Consider the following 19,752-nt stretch of genomic DNA (forward strand, 5'->3'; position numbering starts at 1 on the left):
CCTATGCTGGATATAGAAATGCTCAGATTATGGATTTTGACGCGCGCTGTAGAAGCATTCTGGCGATACTTTTTTCTTATTGTGGCATAATAGGCAACTATCGATTTTTCCAAATTCCCTTTTTATTCACTTTAAGAGCAAAAGTTGTGTTAAGTACAAACAACATCACTATGCAGTTTGGCAGTAAGCCTCTGTTTGAAAACATTTCTGTTAAATTCGGTAACGGCAACCGCTATGGTCTGATTGGTGCCAATGGTGCGGGTAAGTCAACCTTTATGAAAATTTTGGGAGGAGACTTAGCTCCGACCTCCGGTAATGTCAGCCTCGATCCGAATGAGCGTTTGGGTAAATTACGTCAGGATCAGTTTGCCTTTGAAGAATATACGGTACTGGATACAGTTATCATGGGCCACACAGAGTTGTGGGAAGTGAAACAGGAACGTGACCGTATTTATGCCATGGCAGAAATGAGCGAAGAAGACGGCTATCGTGTTGCTGATTTGGAAGTTGCTTATGGTGAAATGGATGGCTACAGCGCAGAAGCCCGTGCCGGTGAATTATTACTTGGTGTGGGTATTCCGGTAGAGCAGCACTATGGTTTGATGAGTTCAGTTGCTCCGGGCTGGAAATTGCGTGTCCTGCTGGCTCAGGCGCTGTTTTCTGATCCTGATGTTCTGTTACTTGATGAGCCAACCAACAACCTGGATATTGATACTATCCGCTGGCTGGAACAAGTACTGAATGATCGCAATAGTACCATGATTATTATTTCCCATGACCGTCACTTTCTGAACACTGTATGTACGCATATGGCTGATTTGGATTACGGTGAACTGCGCCAGTTCCCGGGTAATTATGATGAGTATATGGTGGCGGCAACTCAGGCACGCGAACGTCTGTTGGCAGATAATGCTAAGAAGAAAGCGCAGATTGTAGAATTGCAGTCGTTTGTCAGCCGCTTCAGCGCTAATGCGTCTAAATCCAAACAGGCAACTTCACGTGCCCGTCAGATTGACAAAATTCAGTTAGAAGAAGTGAAGGCTTCCAGCCGTCAGAACCCCTATATTCGTTTTGATCAAGAGAAAAAACTGTTCCGTAATGCACTGGAGCTAGAAGGTCTGACGAAAGGTTATGACAATGGCCCGCTGTTTAAAAACCTGAACCTGCTGATGGAAGTTGGCGAAAAAATGGCGGTGATTGGTGAGAATGGTATCGGTAAAACGACACTGCTGAAAACACTGATCGGCGAAACTGAACCAACCAGCGGTACGGTTAAATGGTCTGAAAATAGTACTATTGGCTATTATGCACAGGATCATGCCAGTGATTTTGATGGTAACCTGACTGTGTTTGAATGGATGAGCCAGTGGAGACGTGAAGGTGATGATGAGCAGGCAGTACGCAGTGTACTGGGGCGCTTATTGTTCAATCAGGATGATATCAGGAAGAAAGTCGGAGTTTTATCCGGTGGTGAAAAAGGCCGGATGTTGTTTGGCAAGCTGATGATGCAAAAGCCAAATATTCTGGTTATGGATGAACCGACCAACCACTTGGACATGGAATCTATCGAATCACTGAACCTGTCACTGGAGCTTTATGAAGGTACGCTGATTTTTGTTTCTCATGACCGTGCTTTTGTCAGCTCATTAGCCAGCCGTATTCTGGAAATAAAATCTGATAAGGTCGTTGATTTTAAAGGTACTTATGATGAGTATCTGAGAAGTCAGGGAATTGCGCAATAATCCTGCTTATCAGATGACCCCGTTTAACGGGGTCAATCCTTATTTACTGCCGCACACTTCACATTGCGTATCTTTAGGCAGTTTTATTTCGCGAAACTGCATTGTCATCGCATCAAACAGTATAACTCTGCTTCGAGCAACTTTCCCGTATTGAGTCAGCAGCTTAATTGCCTCCATAGCCTGTAATGAGCCAATTGTACCCACAAGTGGTGCCATTACACCCGCTTCGACACAAGTCAGGCTATTTTCACCGAATAATCGGCTCAGACAACGGTAACAGGGTTCTTTCTCATGATAGGTAAAGACTGACAATTGTCCTTCCATCCGTATGGCAGCCCCGGAAACTAAAGCCGTTTTATGCCGATAACATAAACGATTAAGCTGTTCGCGAATGGCAACATTGTCGGTACAATCCAGCACAATATCATGCTGGATAATCAGTTCGCTTAGAGCTGGATCATCTAATAATCCTTCAACGGGACGGACAGTAATATGCGGGTTTATCTCCCGCAGCGTCAGCGCAGCGGAATGAACCTTAGCCATACCAATACGCTCATCACGATGCAGGATCTGGCGCTGTAAATTAGACAGGGAAACGGTATCAAAATCCAATAATGTGATTGTTCCAATCCCCGCTGCGGCCAGATATTGGGAAGCGGCACAGCCGAGCCCCCCCAAGCCGACTATCAGCACGTTGGATGATTTTAATTTTTCCTGACCGTCAAAATCGAAACCCCGCAGGACAATCTGCCGATTGTAACGAAGCATTTCTTTATCTGTGAGTTCACTAATCATTTCTTTAATCATTTATTGATTTTTCAGCAGCTGGTTGAAAAATTCTATCTGTACTGTTTCCCCCGCTGCAACAGAGCCGCGTTCCCGTTCAAGTACAATAAAACAATTGCCGAGACTATATGAACTGAAAATATGGGAACCCTGATGACCGGTTGTTTTTACTTCTAATTCACCCTGTTCATTTAATACCGCTATCCCGCGTTGGAAATCCAATCTGCCGGGCGATTTTTTCAGCGGTGTAACCGCTTTGGCATTAAGCCGAAGAGGGGGCAGCCATGAACTGAAGCCGGACAAGTGTGCAATCAGAGGCTGTACTAACTGATAGAAGGTCAGAACCGCGGATACCGGGTTGCCCGGCAGGCCACAAAACCACGCTTTTTCCAGCTTGCCGAAAGCAAAAGGTTTACCGGGTTTAATGGCTAATTTCCAGAAGCTAATCTGGCCCATCTCATCCAGAATCTGTTTAGTGTAATCGGCTTCACCAACGGAAACCCCACCACTGCTGATAACCAGATCAGCAAGGTCGTTAGCCTGAATAAAAGCGTGGCGCAGGGCATCAGGATCATCCGGAATGACACCGAGGTCGATAACTTCACAATCCAGTTTTTCCAGCATCAGGCGAACGGCAAAACGGTTTGTGTCATAAATTTGCCCGGTTTGTAGTGGCTCACCAATGGCTTGTAGTTCATCGCCGGTAGAAAAAACAGCAACTTTTAATTTGCGGAACACTTCAACCTTTGCAATCCCCAGCGAGGCAAGCAGAGGCAATTGTGCTGTAGATAATTTAATGCCTTGTGGCAGGACTGCTGTATTTTGGGCAATATCTTCGCCAATAGTGCGGATGTTCTGCCCCTGACGAACTGGATGTGTAAACCGGATGCCTGTTTCCGTTGTTTCTGTGTGCTCTTGCATAACAACGGCATCTGTACCTGTGGGGATGGGGGCGCCAGTCATAATGCGGATGCAGGTACCTGCGGGCCATTCCCCCTGAAATGGAACACCAGCCAGCGCTTTCCCGGCTTGCGGTAACGCCTGTGTTTCGTTCAAATCGGCAAGGCGAATGGCATAGCCATCCATCGCTGAGTTATCAAACGGTGGAACATTAATTGGGGAAATAATATCTGTGGCAGTAATGCGGCCTGCTGAGTGTATCAGGCTGATTGTTTCGGTTTCGGAGAGAGGGGCGGTCTGGGACAGTAGTTTTTCTAACGCCTGTTCGAGTGAAATTAAGCCTGAGGTATAACAATGATCCATGATAACTCCCAATGTGCGGCAAATAGCATGGTGGCATTATGGCAAAGATCCTTTTAATGGGAAATTGTTATACCGAATAGATTCCAGATTACTGCTTGAAGGATAAAAGAAAGCGGTGCGGATTGACTAATAAAAGATGTATATCATATCCATGATTTGCTATAACTAAATTACGACAATTAAAACAAACGATTACATGAAAATTTAATCACTATGAGTAACCAAATTACAACATCTGATAATAGTAACTATCTGGCTATTCAAATCGCATTGAGCAGCTTTCTTGCTTTAGTTGTTGCGATGGGAATAGGGCGCTTTACCTTCACGCCACAAGTTCCACTGATGATTGCTGAATCACAATTCACGCTGACGGAAGCCGGGATTGTGGCGGCATTTAATTACCTTGGCTATTTTGCCGGTTCTTACGATGCGATGCGGGCGAAACGGTTTGTGGAATATCGTTTGTGGGCAGGTTTATGGGGGGCAGTCATTATTACACTTCTGTCAGCCCTGCTCGACGGCCCGCTATTACACAGCATTGCCCGCTTTTTTATTGGCTGGGCGAGTGGCTGGACATTGGTATTGGTTGCTGCATGGTCAAACGATGAACTGGCAAAGCTGAATCGCCCGGGGTTAAGTGCCGCGGTCTTTGCCGGAACCGGGATTGGTATTCTGGTCAGCGGAGTGCTGGCGGTTGGGATTCAATCGTGGGATATGAATGCGGCTCAGGCATGGGTTATTTATGGCATTCTGGCGCTATTGTGTAGTGTTTATGCCAGTCGCTATTTACCACGCCGGGGAGAATTACATCGACCACAAACTGCAATGCAAAAACTTGCTTTAACTCCTGAAATTAAGCGGTTGGTATGGAGTTACACCCTTGCCGGATTTGGCTATATTCTACCCGCCACATTTCTTTCTCAAATGGCTTCAGAACGTTTTCCCGGTAGCTTGTTTGCACAGTTTGTCTGGCCGATATTCGGAGGAGCATCTGTCATCGGTATTGCGATGGGAATTCTGTTGCGTCATATTTCAACAGCACAAATTCGTCTGGCTATCACACTCTGGCTTCAGGCACTGGGTATATTGGTAGCAGAAGTTGTACCCGGAATCAGTGGCCTTGTTATCGGCGCATTTCTGGTGGGAGGTGGTTTTATGTGTGTGGTGCAGCTGGCATTGTTGTATGGGCGCGAACTGGCTCCCAGCCATACTCATTATATGGCCGGGCTATTAACCACCGGTTATGCGCTGGGGCAATTGGTCGGGCCGATGCTATCAGCTATTTCGACTTGGCTGACCGGTAAATTGGAACCGGCGCTCTATATTGCATTTATTGGCTTGGTTATTGCGGGATTGCTGGTATTTAATCGCAATAAAACCTCTTATAAATAATCCTGATTTGGCGCATTGGTACTGTGCAGGTATATTGTGCGCCTGCCCTGATGGGGGTCAGTATATAGCCTGTCAGGCTACAATTTGAATGTTGGCAGGTATAGCTATTCAATATTCAATGTTGATATAGTTGTTCGTGGTAACAATATGAGCAAATGTCCCATCAATGGATATCATGTAATGGAAGTATTATCTTTGGAGAATTCGATGTCATCCTTAAGTACAGAAGCCGCGCTGGTGCATTCGGCACTGGTTGAGCGTGGTCTTGAAACCCCACTGCGTGAACAGACTTTAGAGCCTGAAGTGCGAAAAGTCCGCATTGAGGAACACATGACAGAAATTATGAAGCTGTTAAACCTCGATTTGAGTGATGACAGTCTGGCGGATACGCCGAGTCGTATTGCAAAAATGTATGTGGATGAAATATTTTCAGGTTTGGATTACAGGAATTTTCCGAAAATCACGCTGATAGAAAATAAAATGAAAGTCGATGAGATGGTGACAGTGCGGGATATCACACTGACCAGCACTTGCGAACACCATTTTGTGACTATCGATGGGAAAGCCACTGTAGCTTATATTCCTAAGGATAAAGTGATTGGGTTATCGAAAATTAACCGCATCGTCCAGTTTTTTGCGCAACGCCCACAGGTACAGGAACGATTGACTCAGCAAATTTTGATTGCACTTCAGGCTCTGCTTGGCACAAATAATGTTGCTGTTTCTATTGATGCTGTGCACTACTGTGTAAAGGCGCGTGGTATCCGTGATGCTACCAGTACCACAACGACCACATCTCTTGGCGGTTTGTTTAAGTCCAGTCAAAATACACGACAGGAATTTTTGCGTGCCGTGCGCCATTTGCACTTATCGTGATGAACCTGCATTACTATGACAAGTAGTAAATTAAATAGTGGAGCAGCGAGCCACAGGATTGCAGTGCTTGATAGCGTGCGTGGTTTTGCTGTTCTGGGCATATTGTTACTGAATATCTCAGGCTTTGCGTTGCCCTATGCCGCTTATACTAATCTCTTTTATAAAGCCGATGTTCTGTTTTCTGATGTATTAACATGGTCTGCCCTGAACACATTTGCTCAGGGAAAATTTTTATTTATTTTAACGCTGTTATTTGGCGCATCACTTGAATTATTGAGGCAGCGGGATTGCTACTGGAATCGTTGTAGGTTAGTGATTCTGGCGGTTATTGGTTTATTGCACGGAATTTTGCTCTGGGATGGCGATATCCTGCTGTCATATGGTCTGGCTGGCCTTCTGGTATTACATTGGATCAATAAGTGGCCCAATTTATTCAAACAGGGCATTGTCTTTTATTTATTTGGACTGATGATGTTCTATCTATTGGGGCTATTTCCGGTAGAGGAAAACAGTACTTTCTGGCATCCGTTAGAGCAGGATATTTTGCATGAAAGTTACTGGAAAACCCATGGTGGGTTAGTGGCGATAGAGCACCGTATCAATCAGATCAGCGGTGTAATGATAGTGACTATTGTGCAATATAGCTGGCAGATAATTGGAACTATGCTTTGCGGCGCAATGCTATTACGTAATGGTTGGCTGAAGGGCATGTACAGCCTTCATCACTATCGTCGTGCGGCTCTGTGGCTGTTTGTCATTGGCTTGTTGATTCACTCTCTCGCCCTGTCAGTATTGTATTTATATCCTTATAGCTACTTCACTGCCTGGACTATCCGACAGACCATCACTGAATTAGCGACACCATTTATCGCATTATCGTATGTGGCGCTGATTTATGGGTTCTGGCCGGTTATATCCCGTTGTCGAGTAGTTTTCTGGCTACAGCAGGTTGGCAGAATGGCGCTGAGCTGCTATTTAATGCAAACTTTAATTTGCACCACACTTTTTTATCATTTGGGGCTGTTTAATCAATTTGCTCGCTGGGAATTGTTAATATTCGTCCCTTTTATTTGGGGATGTAATATCGGGTTTGCCTGCTGGTGGTTAAAACGTTATCAGCAAGGACCTGCTGAAAAACTCTGGCGGGTACTGACCAGAAAACTGCAAGAGAGATTTTAAACGATTAAGAGCCTATTTTCCGTTAATAGGCTCTTATTTGCTACGATTCCTAGTTTCCATCCCCTGTAACTCTTCTGGTGATACCGCAGGATAGCCTTCAATGCCTGTAGGGGCGATCTGCTGGCTGGGAATGGGGGTTAAAGGCCCCAGAAAACGGGGTTCTCGTTTTAAGATATACAGGTCAGCCCAGGCGCCAAGGCGGGCAAATACTTCACGAAAACGTATCGTCATCATATTTTTAGGGGAAGAAACAGCATAACATTGCGCTTCTATACCCATGTGCATCGCAATAAAGAGAGCGCGTTCACAATGGAAGCGCTGGGTGATAATGGTGAAGTCATTGGTATCAAATACCTTTCGAGTTCTGACAACCGAATCTAAGGTCCGGAAGCCTGCAAAATCCATCACAATTTTAGAGGCCGGAATACCTGCTTTAATGAGATCTCTTCGCATCGTATTGGGTTCATTATAGCTGTGTTGGGCATTATCTCCGCTTAATAGTAGATATTTAACTTTTTCACTGTTATAGGCGTTAACAGCTCCCTGAATACGGTAGAAATAATATTGGTTATATGCGCCGGCTTTATAATATTTGGATGTACCCAAAACCATGCCCACTTCTCGTTCTGGAAGTTGTCTGAGGTCATCAAAAATGTAGGGAGCCGTTTTCCAGCTGATCCAGCGATCAAGCATAATAGCTGATAGTATAAAAACAGCTATTATGAGGATTAGGCTGGTAATTAGATGCTTCCACATTATTTTTGCCTTTTATATAACCATGAACAAGTCATTAAAGGCTACTTTACTTGGAATATTGAAGCAAGTGTTGGATTAACCACATTAATATAAATATGCTTTGTGGGATAAATGCCTGCCGAAAATACTGGCAGGCATTAAGATTATCAGAATGATGTACGTTTATAGATGCGATATTCTGGTTTCCAGAAATTACGCTCAATTGCTTCTTCCAAAGCGTCTTCTGACGTGACCGTTGCGACACCCTGAATCTGGGCTTTTTTCGCCACTTCTTTGGCTATTTTGCGCGAAACATCCTGAATGTCATCAATCAATGGCAGTAGTGGGCCAGAGCCTGTTTGCGCCAGAGGAGAGCAATCTGCCAATGCGCGGCTTGCTGCCATTAACATGTCATCTGTTACACGTTTGGCTCCTGAAGCAATAACACCTAATCCGATACCCGGGAAGATATAGGAGTTATTACATTGGGCAATCGGGAATTCCTGACCTTCATACTGTACTGGTGAGAATGGGCTGCCTGTTGCAACCAGCGCTTTACCTTCCGTCCAGTTAATAATGTCTTCCGGACGGGCTTCTACGCGGGATGTCGGGTTAGACAACGGCATGACAATCGGGCGCTCACAGTGCTTATGCATTTCACGGATAATTTCTTCAGTGAACAGGCCTGACTGACCAGAAACACCAATCAGAACAGTCGGTTTGGCGTTACGGACAACATCCATTAATGACAGGCTGTCTTTGTCGACATCCCATGAGTGCAGAGTGCTGCTTTTCTGAACCAGTACGCTTTGGAAATCTAACAGGTTCGGTTGCTTATCAGTGAGTAACCCGAAGCGGTCGACCATGAATACACGGGCACGAGCCTGCTCATCACTCAAACCTTCTGATTTCATCTGAGCGATAATCTGCTCTGCAATACCACAGCCAGCAGAACCCGCACCAAGGAAGGTGACTGTCTGATCTTTCAGCTGACGGCCTGCGGCACGGCTGGCAGCAATCAGGCTGCCAAGAGCAACAGCAGCAGTCCCCTGAATATCATCATTGAAGCAGCAAAGATCATTACGATAGCGGGTCAACAATGGCATGGCATTGTTCTGAGCAAAGTCTTCGAACTGCAACAGAACATTCGGCCAGCGGCGTTTTACTGCCTGAATGAATTCATCGACGAAATCATCATATTCTTTGCCGGTAATGCGCGGATGGCGCCAGCCCATATAGAGCGGGTCGTTCAGGCGCTGCGGATTGTTTGTACCTACATCCAGCACGACAGGCAGGGTATAAGCAGGACTGATCCCGCCACAGGAGGTATATAGCGATAATTTACCGATAGGGATACCCATGCCACCAATTCCCTGATCACCCAGCCCCAGAATACGCTCACCGTCGGTTACAACGATAACTTTGACATTCTGTTTGGTGGCATTTTGCAGCATGTCATCAATATAAGCCCGGTTCGGGTAGGAGATGAACAAACCACGGGCACGGCGGTAAATATCAGAAAAATGTTCGCACGCTTCACCGACGGTTGGTGTATAAATGATAGGCATCATTTCACTGAGGTGTGCGTCAAGGAGCCGGTAGAAAAGAGTTTCGTTGGTATCCTGAATATTCCTCAAATAAATATGTTTATCCGCGTCATTTTTAAAATCGCGGTATTGGCGATAGGCACGCTCTGCCTGCTCTTCTATTGTTTCAACCGCTTGAGGCAATAAGCCATGCAGATTGAAATTGCTGCGTTCTTCTTCCGTAAAGGCGCTGCCTTTGTTTAGCAGGGGAAACTCCAACAGGATGGGGCCAGCGTAGGGAATATAAAGAGGACGTTTACTTTCGTGTTCCAGTTCCATGATGCTTACTCTTTGGACTAATCAATAACAAAATCGGCTACATATACTTCGTCTTTCAAGTTGCCTCTTTGTTGGCTGTGACGCATCTTGAAATCCATTGTGTATAGATCCTAAGAAGATAAAAAAATAAGTACAGTAAATGTTACTTAAATATGTTTATCATGAGCAAAAATGAGAGATAACATACAGAATTGGCTAATTAAATGTTATTTAATTTCTCACTTTTGCCCAAAAACCTTGCAGGGTGGTCAGAATGTGTGGCGTTCCGTCTGTTTGCAGCCGAGGTAATTTAAAGTAGCTTCGGTTGCATTCCACTGGGACAGGTGACCATTTTGCCCCTCAACAAGTATTGCCCGCTTGATCGAATGGCAATCACTTCCTGACATATTCATTAATATTAGCGCTGCCTGTAAAGGTGGCAAGCTTGGATTAAATGCCGCATTTTCTGCATAGCGACCAGTATAAACACGATCTTGTTCATCTATCAGGGCAACACCGGAGTGGGACTGGCTATAGGGTGCATGGCTCTGATTCGCTGCATTTAATGCAGTCAGAACGAGTTCATCTTCAGCATCGAGCTGGTAGCCGTGGTGAGTGTTATCCAGCAGAAATTGAGTGACAGATAAATCACGTGGGCCAAATGCTTCTGGCAGATAATCGGCCAGTGTCAGGCGTGGGCGATCAGGTAAACAGATTTCCAGCTGTGTTCCGCTGTTTAATTCATTCATAAACTGTCGGCAGTGACCACAGGGAGAGTAATTAATGGTGATGGATACCAGTTTCTTCTCGCCACGTAACCAGGCATGAGTGATGGCTGATTGTTCGGCATGAACAGTTTGCTGCAATGCAACACCTGTAAATTCCATATTTGCGCCAAAATAGAGGTTGCCGCTCTCTCCCCGTGCGATAGCACCAACATGAAAGTTTGAGATAGGGGAAATGGCACAGGCCGCAGCGAGTGGTAGCAGGGCCAGTGCCAGTGCATGATCATCAAGGCCACAGGTCTGCTTAATTGACTCCACCTGCTCTGCTGTCAGCATAGCTGGAAAATCGTCATTACCAATATAGGGCAATAACGCCTTTTGCAATTCAGGCGTGATTTCTGACCAGATAGCATGAAAACGAGCTTGCATAAAATAATCTCCAAATTAATTAAAGGTTATTCTAGGATGAGTGCTCAGGTTTGTAATGTGATGCATGCCATATAATTCATGAAATTTCTGTAACAAAAATATTATTTTAGTAACTTATGTCAAATTTTTACTATCTGAACGAGTTTTCTGATGATTATTACTAGCTAAACAGGTGTAGTAGCACAGGAAACAAAAACGGTGCCACCAGCGAAGTAATAACTCCGCAAGTCATCAGTGCCAGTGAACTATATGCCCCTTCCACATGATCTATTTCTGCACATCGGGCTGTCCCGACGGCATGGGAAGCTGTCCCCATTGCCAGACCTCTGGAGGCTTTAGTTTTAATCTTCAATACATTAAACAGATTGTGACCAAAAATGGCACCCAGAATACCGACAGCAATTACACAGGCAGCACTGATTGCCGGAATACCACCAATGGAATGAGCCACAGCCATAGCGATAGGCGTTGTGACTGATTTCGGTAATATTGAAGCCGCGATTTCAGGTGTGGCTCCTGCCCATAAAGCGATAGCTGTGCCGGTTATCATTGCAGTGATACTGCCGATAAAACAGATACTGATGAGAGATTTCCACTGAGCCCGGATTTGGTGGAGTTGTTCGTACAGCGGAAAGGCCAGAGCAACAACGGCAGGTTGTAATAAATCATTCAATATTTCGCTACCGGCAAAATAGTGCTGATAAGGCGTGTGAGTTAACAACAGCAGAGGAATAATAACCGCCATTGATATCAATAATGGATTGAAAATAGGGAATTTGAGTCGAACGGCTAATTTTTTGGCAACATAAAAGACAGACAGAGTTAATGGGAGTGACCACCAGATATGGCTTAGCATTTTTTGTTTCCTTCCTGTTGTGAAAGCTCTGTTTGTGATGGTTTATTTTGTAGAGGTTTTTCTTGTGATCGTTGATCTTCCTGGTGGGTGCCAATAATGCTCCGTTCGCGATGGATATAGTGAGAACTGTAAGCGACGGTAATCATGACAATAACGGTACTGATAATGCAGGAAAGGGCAATCGGAACTATCTGTTGGCTGAGTTGTGGATAATATTGCATGACACCAACCCCGATAGGTAAAAAGAGCAGAGTCATATTTTTCATCAATAAATTACAGCCCGGTTTTACCCAATGAGCGGGGATAATCTGGAGTGACAGTAAACAGAACAGAAAAAGTAAGCCAATGATGCTGCCGGGAAGAGAGAAGGGGAGGTGTGCTGAGGTGAAGTTTCCGACAATGAGGCATAAATAGAGCAATGAAAATGCGCGCAGATATTGCCAGCCGAGCAGCAACACGTTCAGGAAAGACATAGCATATAATTCCTCAATATAAAGAGGGTTATCATACGACTAATATTGTAAATGTGCTACACGTCACATAAAAAATGCGGGCTTAAAAAACCCGCATTTTTACTTTTATTGTGTATTTTTCGCCAGATTATGCGGGTAATTATTTAACCTGCATACCCGGTTGGGCACCGCTATCCGGGCTTAACAGGAAAATTTCTTTTCCGCCGGGACCTGCTGCCATCACCATACCTTCTGAAATACCAAAACGCATTTTACGCGGGGCAAGGTTAGCAACCATAACCGTCAGGCGATTTTCCAGTGCTTTCGGATCTGGATACGCTGAGCGAATACCAGAGAAGACCTGACGAGTTTCACCGCCAAGGTCTAGAACTAATCTCAGCAGCTTATCTGAACCATCAACAAAATCAGCCTGTTTAATTAATGCGATACGCATATCAACTTTGGCGAAGTCATCAAATGTGATGGTATCCTGAATAGGATCATCAGCCAGAGGGCCTGTCACGGTTTTTTGTGGCTTAATACTTTCTGTGGAATCCGCCACCATAGCTTCAACTTTAGCCATTTCGATACGGTTAAACAGTGCCTTAAATGGTGAAACATTATGGCTCAGCAGTGGCTGTGAAATTCCATCCCAAGTCAGTTCAGTATTCAGGAATGCTTCTGCACGTTCAGTCAGTCCCGGAAGAATTGGTTTCAGGTAAGTCATCAGGACGCGGAACAGGTTGATGCCCATTGAGCAGACAGCCTGAAGATCGGCGTCGCGGCCTTCTTGTTTCGCGATAACCCACGGTGCCTGTTCATCAACATAACGGTTGGCGAGATCTGCCAGCGCCATGATTTCACGTATCGCCTTACCAAATTCGCGATTAGTGAAATCTTCTTCAATTCCCTGTGCCGCATCGACAAATTTTTGATACAAAGCAGGATCAGCAAGCCTATCTGCCAGTTTGCCACCAAAACGTTTATTGATGAAACCGGCGTTACGCGAAGCTAAATTAACAACTTTGTTTACGATGTCACTGTTAACGCGCTGAACGAAATCTTCCAGATTCAGATCGATATCATCGATACGGGAAGAGAGTTTTGCAGCGTAGTAATAACGCAGGCAATCTGCATCCAGATGTTTAAGATACGTTTCCGCCTTGATGAAAGTTCCGCGGGATTTCGACATTTTTGTGCCGTTGACAGTAATGTAACCGTGAACAAACACATTAGTTGGCTTACGGTAATTACTGCCTTCCAGCATAGCAGGCCAGAACAGACTGTGGAAATAGACGATATCTTTACCGATAAAGTGGTACAGATCAGTTTTAGAATCTTTTTTCCAGAATTCGTCAAAATTCAGGTCGTCACGCTTGTTACACAGATTCTGGAATGAACCCATATAACCGATAGGCGCATCCAGCCAGACATAAAAATATTTACCCGGCTCATCAGGGATTTCAAAACCGAAATAAGGCGCATCACGGGTGATATCCCACTGTTGCAGACCAGATTCAAACCATTCCTGCATTTTGTTTGCTACCTGCTCTTGCAGGGTGCCGGAACGAGTCCACTGTTGCAGCATATCGCTGAACGCAGGCAGGTCGAAGAAGAAATGCTCAGTCTCGCGCATTTCTGGTGTTGCACCGGATACCACTGAACGCGGGTTGATCAACTCTGTCGGCGCATAAGTCGTTCCGCACACTTCGCAGTTATCGCCATACTGATCTTCCGACTTACATTTCGGACAGCTTCCTTTAACGAAACGATCCGGCAGAAACATGCTTTTTTCCGGATCGAATAGCTGAGAAATTGTCCGGTTTTTGATGTAGCCGTTTTGCTTCAGTTTCAGATAAATTTCGGATGCAAGAGCTCTGTTTTCTTCGCTGTGCGTAGAGTGATAGTTATCATAACTAATCGCAAAACCAGCAAAATCCTGTTGATGCTCCAGATGCACTTTGTCGATCATTTCTTCTGGCGTGATCCCGGCCTGCTGAGCTTTCAGCATGATTGGTGTGCCGTGGGCATCGTCAGCACAGACAAAGTGAACCTCTTTGCCGCGCATTCGATGATAACGAACCCAAATATCAGCCTGAATGTGTTCTAAAATGTGACCGAGATGAATTGGACCGTTAGCATAGGGTAACGCACAGGTCACCAATAATTTTTTCGCGACTTGAGACATAGTTAGGATCTGACTTCCATAAATTAAAAAGGGCTTTTGATGTTACCTGATAAGGAGCATTGCCGCTAGGGGAGGTTGACATTTCAGGAAGGATTTTAAGCAGCATGATGTCCGGTATCACTGTCTTTGCTAAAAAACGATTATACCGAGTCATCATGCCAGTATGTATATTGTTAGGGTTCATGCGGAATAAGTTATCTGTATCAAGACAATATCCTGAACTCATTTACTTTGAAGTTATATGCTGACTGATTTAAATGTGCCGCGCTGAATGACACTGAGTAGCCATCTTAGAAAACCCGGGATCTGTAGCAGGATCATAAATCCGAATGCTACCTGATATGCGATCTGAGGATAATGCCCGGCTGCATCTATAGGCCAAAAACCGATGATCACACCGAATATAGTTTGTATGAGAAAAGTGCCAAATAGAATCAGCAGATTAAGACAGGTAGAAGCACGCCCGGTCATCGCTGGCGATACACTTTGTGCCACGATAGAGTATTCCAGACCAGCAATGGCGCTTATCAAAGTAAATCCGACAGAGAGTAGCGGTAGTAACGGGAGGATGTTTAAAGCACATAAAACTTGTATCACCAGAAACAAAAAAATGCCTATTCCGCCAACTTCCATGGGTTTAATATTGAACTTACCGGCCCATTCAGTGATATTGCCTACAAAAAGTGAGCCGACAACGCCTGCTCCCATTCCTATAAACAGATAGACCGAAGTGAGTTTATTACTGTAATGCCCTACATCCTGTAACCATTTTCCCATCCACAATCCTTGTAGCCCGAAAGCAACTGTATGAGGAAGTAATAACAAACTGATGACTTTGCGAAAGGAGTGATCTTTGCAAACTTCAATTAGCGAGGTAATCCGTGGCCACTTCACCATTTTATGTTCAATTGGGTCTTTGGGAACCCATATTGCGGTAACTACCATAACAATCAGAGTTACACCAGCCATAGCAAAGAATAGCGTTCGCCAGGAAATAAAACCTACCAGCCAGGCAACCGGCAATGTCGATAGCATGGCACCTAATCCCCCAACAGCCAGTAGGTACCCATAAATAGAGGGTAGTTTATTGTCAGGAACCCAAAAGGAAAGCACTTTGACCGAACCCATAAAGCAGGCTGCTAATCCCAGTCCAATAAGGATCCTGGCTAGTAATAACGTAGTGAAGTCCTGCCCAATACCAAATAGTAACGCTCCCACCACGGCAATACCTAAAAGAAACAGTTGCACTCCTTTTGGTCCATAGCGATCAAGGGCAAGTCCAACAGGCAGTTGAGCTAAGGAAAATGAAAGAAAGTAAGCACTTGATAAGATTCCGAGTTGTCCTGCGGACAATGACATTGCTGAAACCAAAAATGGTGTTAAGACAGCATTTATATTTCGGAACAGAAATGATATGCCGTGCCCGAATGCAAAAGGCAAGAATACATGAGTCATTACTTTAGACGAGTTTATTTGTTGAGCCGATGATATTTCAGCCATGATAATACCTTAATTTTAAGCAATATTATTCGGAATGCATTGAGTATGTTTTGTCTCCACCTTTTCGTTTCTCATCGTGCTTTGGGTTAAACTTACAGCCAGAGCTAAGGATGTAACGTGATTTACTTTTTATCACAGGTAGTTTGTGTGCTTGGTCTCCGCTTAAGAATGCCAATATCAACAAATGCAAGAAACTCCTGACTTCTTCGCAGGGATAGGGCGAAAGAGACTCGGGTGATTATTAAGTCGAACTCTTCAATGAAGTAACAATGATGAACATAAAACGTTAACAGACTTCGGCACAATGCGAGAACTTCATCACTTTTGTTTGTGTCCTTATCGCAAGCTGTTTGCTTCTGTTATGATGGCCAGACAGTTTGAGGTTGAAAAAGAAAATGAAAAGGAGCCGGGATGAACTCACAATCCCCCGAGCAGACCAATCCTGACCTGCTGAAAGAAAGCGTTGCGAAAATACTGGCAGCATTTAAGCATCCTACGTTAGAACAAGATTTAATGACTCTGAAAGCACTGCATCATTGCACTGTGCTTGATGGAGTACTGCATATTGAACTCATGATGCCGTTCGTATGGAAACGGGCCTTTGGAGTACTGAAAGAAGAAACTACTCAACCTTTATTAGATGCGACTGGCGCAAAAAGCGTCGAATGGCGGCTTTCTCATGATATCTGTACATTACGTCGGGCCAATAACCTGCCGGGAATTAATGGAGTCCGTAATATTCTGGCGGTCAGTTCAGGAAAAGGTGGTGTGGGAAAATCCAGCACGGCGGTGAATCTTGCCCTGGCTTTGGCACAGGAAGGGGCAAAAGTAGGTATTTTGGATGCAGATATTTACGGCCCATCAGTTCCCAGTATGCTTGGAACAGCCAAAGAACGTCCTACCTCACCTGATGGTCAGCATATGGCTCCCATTATGGTGCATGGTATGGCGACAAACTCTATTGGTTATCTTGTCACCGATGATAACGCGATGGTTTGGCGTGGCCCGATGGCAAGTAAGGCACTTATGCAGATGTTACAGGATACCCTGTGGCCGGATCTGGACTATCTGGTTATTGATATGCCACCGGGAACGGGTGATATTCAGTTAACGCTATCGCAGAATATTCCGGTGACTGGCGCGTTAGTAGTTACCACTCCACAGGATATCGCCCTGATTGATGCCATGAAAGGGATTGTGATGTTCCAGAAAGTTAGTGTGCCTGTGTTAGGTATTATTGAAAATATGAGCACACACATCTGTAATAACTGTGGGCACCATGAAGCGATTTTTGGTACGGGTGGCGCTGAAAAGCTGGCGGAAAAATATGAGTGCCAGTTATTAGGTAAAATTCCGCTGCATATTTCACTGCGCGAAGACCTTGATCGTGGAGAGCCTACGGTTATCAGCCAGCCTGATAGCCAATTTGCCGATATTTACCGAGAAATTGCCGCTAATATCGCCGCTCAAATGTACTGGCAGGGAGAAAAAATCCCGACGGAAATTTCTTTCCGGGCAGTTTAATGTTAGGCATGCGTGAAATTAATCCCCGGGCGCATAGTGCATAGATAAACTATGTGACTGGGGGTGAGAGAGAGAAGCCAAAAAAGGGCAATTTGAAAGACGAAATGTATAGACAGACTTTTGTAAGGGAGTCTGTCTCAACCCTTTTATTGTCAGCAAACTGAGTACAGCTTAATACTGGCCTTTTCCTCAATCATCTTCACTGATTGATTTAGTATTAAATTCTTTTTTCATTGGTGATTTAGTCAGTTCCATATCCCTGATATTCTTTTGTACAGCAATGGAGCCGAATAAACACAGGAAAAAAGCAATCCCATAGAATCCTTTTTCACTTGGCAGTAAGTCAGCATTAAACAAACCAATAGCGATTAATGCTACAGAGGAAAGAAAAGCGATGATACAAGCAATATAATAGGCTTGTGTTGTTGGTATATTATCAGCTTTATCTCTGACCGTTTTTTGTATTGAAATTGAAGAAAATAACCCTAAAATGAGTATTGCAAAATAATACCCTTTTTCATTTAACTGCATATCTGAACGCCAAAGCCCTGAGAGATAAACAACTATCCCACCAATAACAGCAATCCAAGAAATTAAGTTAAAGGCATTAAATTCTGTAAATTTATTATCTGACGAAGCGCTATCCTTCACAAAAATAATCTCCATAAATTAAAGTTAAACCATCCTATACCAAAGTGATTAAATTTAGGAACTACTTAATGAGATTTTTTATTTTTTATGAAAAATCCCATTAGTATCAATTTTTTCTGTCAGTTTACTGATTGTTTTTCTCTTGGGCCTTTAAATATGATACCCGGTTAGTTGCTCTATTGATGTAATCGTTGATAGCCGGGCTTATATTGACACCCCCGAATTTAGCCCAAAGAAGCGTATGTGACATAAAAATATCCGCTAAGGTAAAGCTATTTCCTGCAATCCACTCAAAACTCTCATCAAATTTCAGCTGGTTTATTACTTTCTCGGATTCTTTTTTAAAATAATTCACTAATTCTAAAGAGCGTTTTTCTTCGGGGATAAACATTAGTTGTTTTAGTAAATTCCAGATTGGAGATTCTAAGTCTGTAAGCGCAAAACTAAGCCAGGAATTGATGATTGCTCTTTCTTTTAAATCAGTCGAATAAAAACTTTTTTTTGGGTATTTCTCGCATAAATAAAGACATATCGCGGATGTTTCTTCTATTGATATATCGCCATCAATCATAAAAGGGACTTTTCCTCGAGAGTGAGGAGATGTAATACTGGGATTATCATTAAGTAAATCAACTCTGATCGTATCGTAGGACGATACACCAAGTTCTTCTAACACCCATAAAACTCTTAATGAACGGCTTTTAGGAAAGGTATATATTTTCATGTGAGCTCCTTAATTGGATATGTAAAAATAGCATAAACATTCTGAAGTTGAGATATCAATAAGACTATATTGATAACAGATTTACGGGATATATTTAAGTTAGGATGGATATAATGAAAAGAATAGGCGCTTTATTGTTTATGGTTGTCTCTTTCCCTTTGATGGCGAGCGAAACCTTAAACGTAATCAAACCAACCGTATTAGTTGAGTTGAAAGAAGGGAGTGAACAATATCTGGGTATATGTAACGTACTAAAAAAGAAGTGTGAACGTGAAGCCAAAATTTGGAAAGTGGGAGGGGAAGAGAATATATTTTATTTCACAAACCGCTCACTTGAATTTATCAAAATTCAAAAAGTAGATGGTGCTTACATTCAAGATGGATTATGGGAATTTGGTAACTACAAACATAGTTATGAGGGAGCTGATCCTGATGAGGAATTGAATGATAACGGTGTTTATATATATCCAGCATTATATCCATTGAGTAAAACTAAGCAGGCTGTCGCCTTAGTTTCGAATTGGGGAGTAGGATATTCTGGTGGTGGTCTTGAGTACGAGTATGCTGATTTTATGATGCTTAATAATGATGGTTCATATGAAGCGGCATTTAAAAATATTCCTTTTTCATCAATGCAAATGATCAGGGCATGTTTTTCTGAAGAGGATTATGCAAAAAACTTGCATTGCCATGATGGATGGTGGAATATTTTGAATCTGAAATTTATCGATGATGGTAAAGAGTATTATTCCTATAAATTTATACAAAAGTCATATGGTTGGCCCTCATTTACAGATAAATCAGCAATCAAGGTTGAGATAAGTGAAAACATCGCGTATCCATTCCAGCAATAAATTATTCTTCGGTCTTAATTAGCCAATAAAAG

Annotated in this window: 17 protein-coding genes; 6 read left to right on the forward strand and 11 right to left on the reverse strand. The window is 43.6% G+C overall.

From position 1 onward, the window contains the following. Positions 1-146: 146 nt before the first annotated feature. Positions 147-1,742, forward strand: a complete 1,596-nt coding sequence (locus AACS92_RS18500; RefSeq protein ID WP_099109159.1) for an ABC-F family ATPase — start codon at positions 147-149, stop codon at positions 1,740-1,742. Between the two features lie 39 nt (positions 1,743-1,781). Here AACS92_RS18500 and moeB read toward each other — a convergent pair whose 3' ends face one another. Both moeB and moeA read right to left on the reverse strand, forming a co-directional pair. After that, positions 1,782-2,537, reverse strand: a complete 756-nt coding sequence (moeB, locus tag AACS92_RS18505; protein WP_099109193.1) for a molybdopterin-synthase adenylyltransferase MoeB — start codon at positions 2,535-2,537, stop codon at positions 1,782-1,784. A gap of 12 nt (positions 2,538-2,549) precedes the next feature. Further along, positions 2,550-3,791, reverse strand: coding sequence for a molybdopterin molybdotransferase MoeA (gene moeA / locus AACS92_RS18510; protein ID WP_099109160.1), 1,242 nt, complete (start codon positions 3,789-3,791; stop codon positions 2,550-2,552). 252 nt (positions 3,792-4,043) lie between these two features. Here moeA and AACS92_RS18515 point away from each other — a divergent pair, with 252 nt between their 5' ends. The 3 genes from AACS92_RS18515 to yeiB all read left to right on the forward strand — a co-directional run bounded on the left by AACS92_RS18515 (position 4,044) and on the right by yeiB (position 7,238). Further along, positions 4,044-5,183, forward strand: coding sequence for a YbfB/YjiJ family MFS transporter (locus AACS92_RS18515; protein WP_193756890.1), 1,140 nt, complete (start codon positions 4,044-4,046; stop codon positions 5,181-5,183). A 207-nt stretch (positions 5,184-5,390) separates the two neighbouring features. Beyond that, positions 5,391-6,059, forward strand: a complete 669-nt coding sequence (gene folE, locus AACS92_RS18520; RefSeq protein WP_099109162.1) for a GTP cyclohydrolase I FolE — start codon at positions 5,391-5,393, stop codon at positions 6,057-6,059. A 15-nt stretch (positions 6,060-6,074) separates the two neighbouring features. Further along, positions 6,075-7,238: a DUF418 domain-containing protein YeiB gene (yeiB, locus tag AACS92_RS18525; RefSeq protein ID WP_099109163.1), complete on the forward strand. Its 1,164-nt coding sequence runs from the start codon at positions 6,075-6,077 to the stop codon at positions 7,236-7,238. A 33-nt stretch (positions 7,239-7,271) separates the two neighbouring features. Here yeiB and sanA read toward each other — a convergent pair whose 3' ends face one another. The 7 genes from sanA to AACS92_RS18560 form a co-directional block, all read right to left on the reverse strand. Continuing rightward, on the reverse strand, positions 7,272-7,994 hold the full coding sequence (gene sanA / locus AACS92_RS18530; protein WP_099109164.1) for an outer membrane permeability protein SanA: 723 nt from the start codon (positions 7,992-7,994) through the stop codon (positions 7,272-7,274). A gap of 146 nt (positions 7,995-8,140) precedes the next feature. Continuing rightward, positions 8,141-9,838, reverse strand: a complete 1,698-nt coding sequence (locus AACS92_RS18535; RefSeq protein WP_099109165.1) for an NAD-dependent malic enzyme — start codon at positions 9,836-9,838, stop codon at positions 8,141-8,143. 248 nt (positions 9,839-10,086) lie between these two features. Beyond that, a complete protein-coding gene (gene cdd, locus AACS92_RS18540) occupies positions 10,087-10,971 on the reverse strand; it encodes a cytidine deaminase (RefSeq protein WP_099109166.1) in 885 nt (294 codons plus the stop codon). Positions 10,972-11,131: 160 nt separating this feature from the next. Continuing rightward, entirely contained in the window at positions 11,132-11,827 is a 696-nt protein-coding gene (locus AACS92_RS18545) for a CidB/LrgB family autolysis modulator (protein WP_099109167.1), read from the reverse strand. After that, positions 11,821-12,300, reverse strand: coding sequence for a CidA/LrgA family protein (locus AACS92_RS18550; RefSeq protein WP_099109168.1), 480 nt, complete (start codon positions 12,298-12,300; stop codon positions 11,821-11,823). The genes AACS92_RS18545 and AACS92_RS18550 overlap by 7 nt, the downstream gene beginning before the upstream one ends. A gap of 139 nt (positions 12,301-12,439) precedes the next feature. Next, positions 12,440-14,467 (reverse strand): methionine--tRNA ligase, encoded by a 2,028-nt coding sequence (gene metG / locus AACS92_RS18555; protein ID WP_099109169.1) that lies wholly within the window; start codon positions 14,465-14,467, stop codon positions 12,440-12,442. A gap of 237 nt (positions 14,468-14,704) precedes the next feature. Beyond that, positions 14,705-15,967: an MFS transporter gene (locus AACS92_RS18560; RefSeq protein WP_099109170.1), complete on the reverse strand. Its 1,263-nt coding sequence runs from the start codon at positions 15,965-15,967 to the stop codon at positions 14,705-14,707. A 411-nt stretch (positions 15,968-16,378) separates the two neighbouring features. Here AACS92_RS18560 and apbC point away from each other — a divergent pair, with 411 nt between their 5' ends. Continuing rightward, positions 16,379-17,491, forward strand: a complete 1,113-nt coding sequence (apbC, locus tag AACS92_RS18565) for an iron-sulfur cluster carrier protein ApbC (protein WP_099109171.1) — start codon at positions 16,379-16,381, stop codon at positions 17,489-17,491. Between the two features lie 189 nt (positions 17,492-17,680). Here apbC and yiaA read toward each other — a convergent pair whose 3' ends face one another. Together yiaA and AACS92_RS18575 are read right to left on the reverse strand one after the other, a co-directional pair. Next, a complete protein-coding gene (gene yiaA / locus AACS92_RS18570; protein WP_241537908.1) occupies positions 17,681-18,142 on the reverse strand; it encodes an inner membrane protein YiaA in 462 nt (153 codons plus the stop codon). A 124-nt stretch (positions 18,143-18,266) separates the two neighbouring features. Then, a complete protein-coding gene (locus AACS92_RS18575; protein WP_099109173.1) occupies positions 18,267-18,866 on the reverse strand; it encodes a glutathione S-transferase family protein in 600 nt (199 codons plus the stop codon). Between the two features lie 113 nt (positions 18,867-18,979). Here AACS92_RS18575 and AACS92_RS18580 point away from each other — a divergent pair, with 113 nt between their 5' ends. Continuing rightward, on the forward strand, positions 18,980-19,720 hold the full coding sequence (locus AACS92_RS18580) for a hypothetical protein (protein ID WP_099109174.1): 741 nt from the start codon (positions 18,980-18,982) through the stop codon (positions 19,718-19,720). Positions 19,721-19,752: the final 32 nt, after the last annotated feature.

Origin of the sequence: Xenorhabdus sp. KJ12.1 (genome assembly GCF_963876495.1) — a bacterium.
In the GTDB taxonomy this organism is placed as follows: Bacteria; Pseudomonadota; Gammaproteobacteria; order Enterobacterales; family Enterobacteriaceae; genus Xenorhabdus; species Xenorhabdus stockiae.

Excerpts from the sequence above, each read along its gene's own strand:
- AACS92_RS18575 (WP_099109173.1), bottom strand. The coding sequence starts at position 18,866 with ATGAAAATATATACCTTTCCTAAAAGCCGTTCATTAAGAGTTTTATGG.
- apbC (WP_099109171.1), top strand. The coding sequence starts at position 16,379 with ATGAACTCACAATCCCCCGAGCAGACCAATCCTGACCTGCTGAAAGAA.
- AACS92_RS18580 (WP_099109174.1), top strand. The coding sequence starts at position 18,980 with ATGAAAAGAATAGGCGCTTTATTGTTTATGGTTGTCTCTTTCCCTTTG.
- AACS92_RS18545 (WP_099109167.1), bottom strand. The coding sequence starts at position 11,827 with ATGCTAAGCCATATCTGGTGGTCACTCCCATTAACTCTGTCTGTCTTT.
- moeB (WP_099109193.1), bottom strand. The coding sequence starts at position 2,537 with ATGATTAGTGAACTCACAGATAAAGAAATGCTTCGTTACAATCGGCAG.
- metG (WP_099109169.1), bottom strand. The coding sequence starts at position 14,467 with ATGTCTCAAGTCGCGAAAAAATTATTGGTGACCTGTGCGTTACCCTAT.
- folE (WP_099109162.1), top strand. The coding sequence starts at position 5,391 with ATGTCATCCTTAAGTACAGAAGCCGCGCTGGTGCATTCGGCACTGGTT.
- sanA (WP_099109164.1), bottom strand. The coding sequence starts at position 7,994 with ATGTGGAAGCATCTAATTACCAGCCTAATCCTCATAATAGCTGTTTTT.
- cdd (WP_099109166.1), bottom strand. The coding sequence starts at position 10,971 with ATGCAAGCTCGTTTTCATGCTATCTGGTCAGAAATCACGCCTGAATTG.
- yeiB (WP_099109163.1), top strand. The coding sequence starts at position 6,075 with ATGACAAGTAGTAAATTAAATAGTGGAGCAGCGAGCCACAGGATTGCA.
- AACS92_RS18550 (WP_099109168.1), bottom strand. The coding sequence starts at position 12,300 with ATGTCTTTCCTGAACGTGTTGCTGCTCGGCTGGCAATATCTGCGCGCA.
- AACS92_RS18535 (WP_099109165.1), bottom strand. The coding sequence starts at position 9,838 with ATGGAACTGGAACACGAAAGTAAACGTCCTCTTTATATTCCCTACGCT.
- AACS92_RS18560 (WP_099109170.1), bottom strand. The coding sequence starts at position 15,967 with ATGGCTGAAATATCATCGGCTCAACAAATAAACTCGTCTAAAGTAATG.
- moeA (WP_099109160.1), bottom strand. The coding sequence starts at position 3,791 with ATGGATCATTGTTATACCTCAGGCTTAATTTCACTCGAACAGGCGTTA.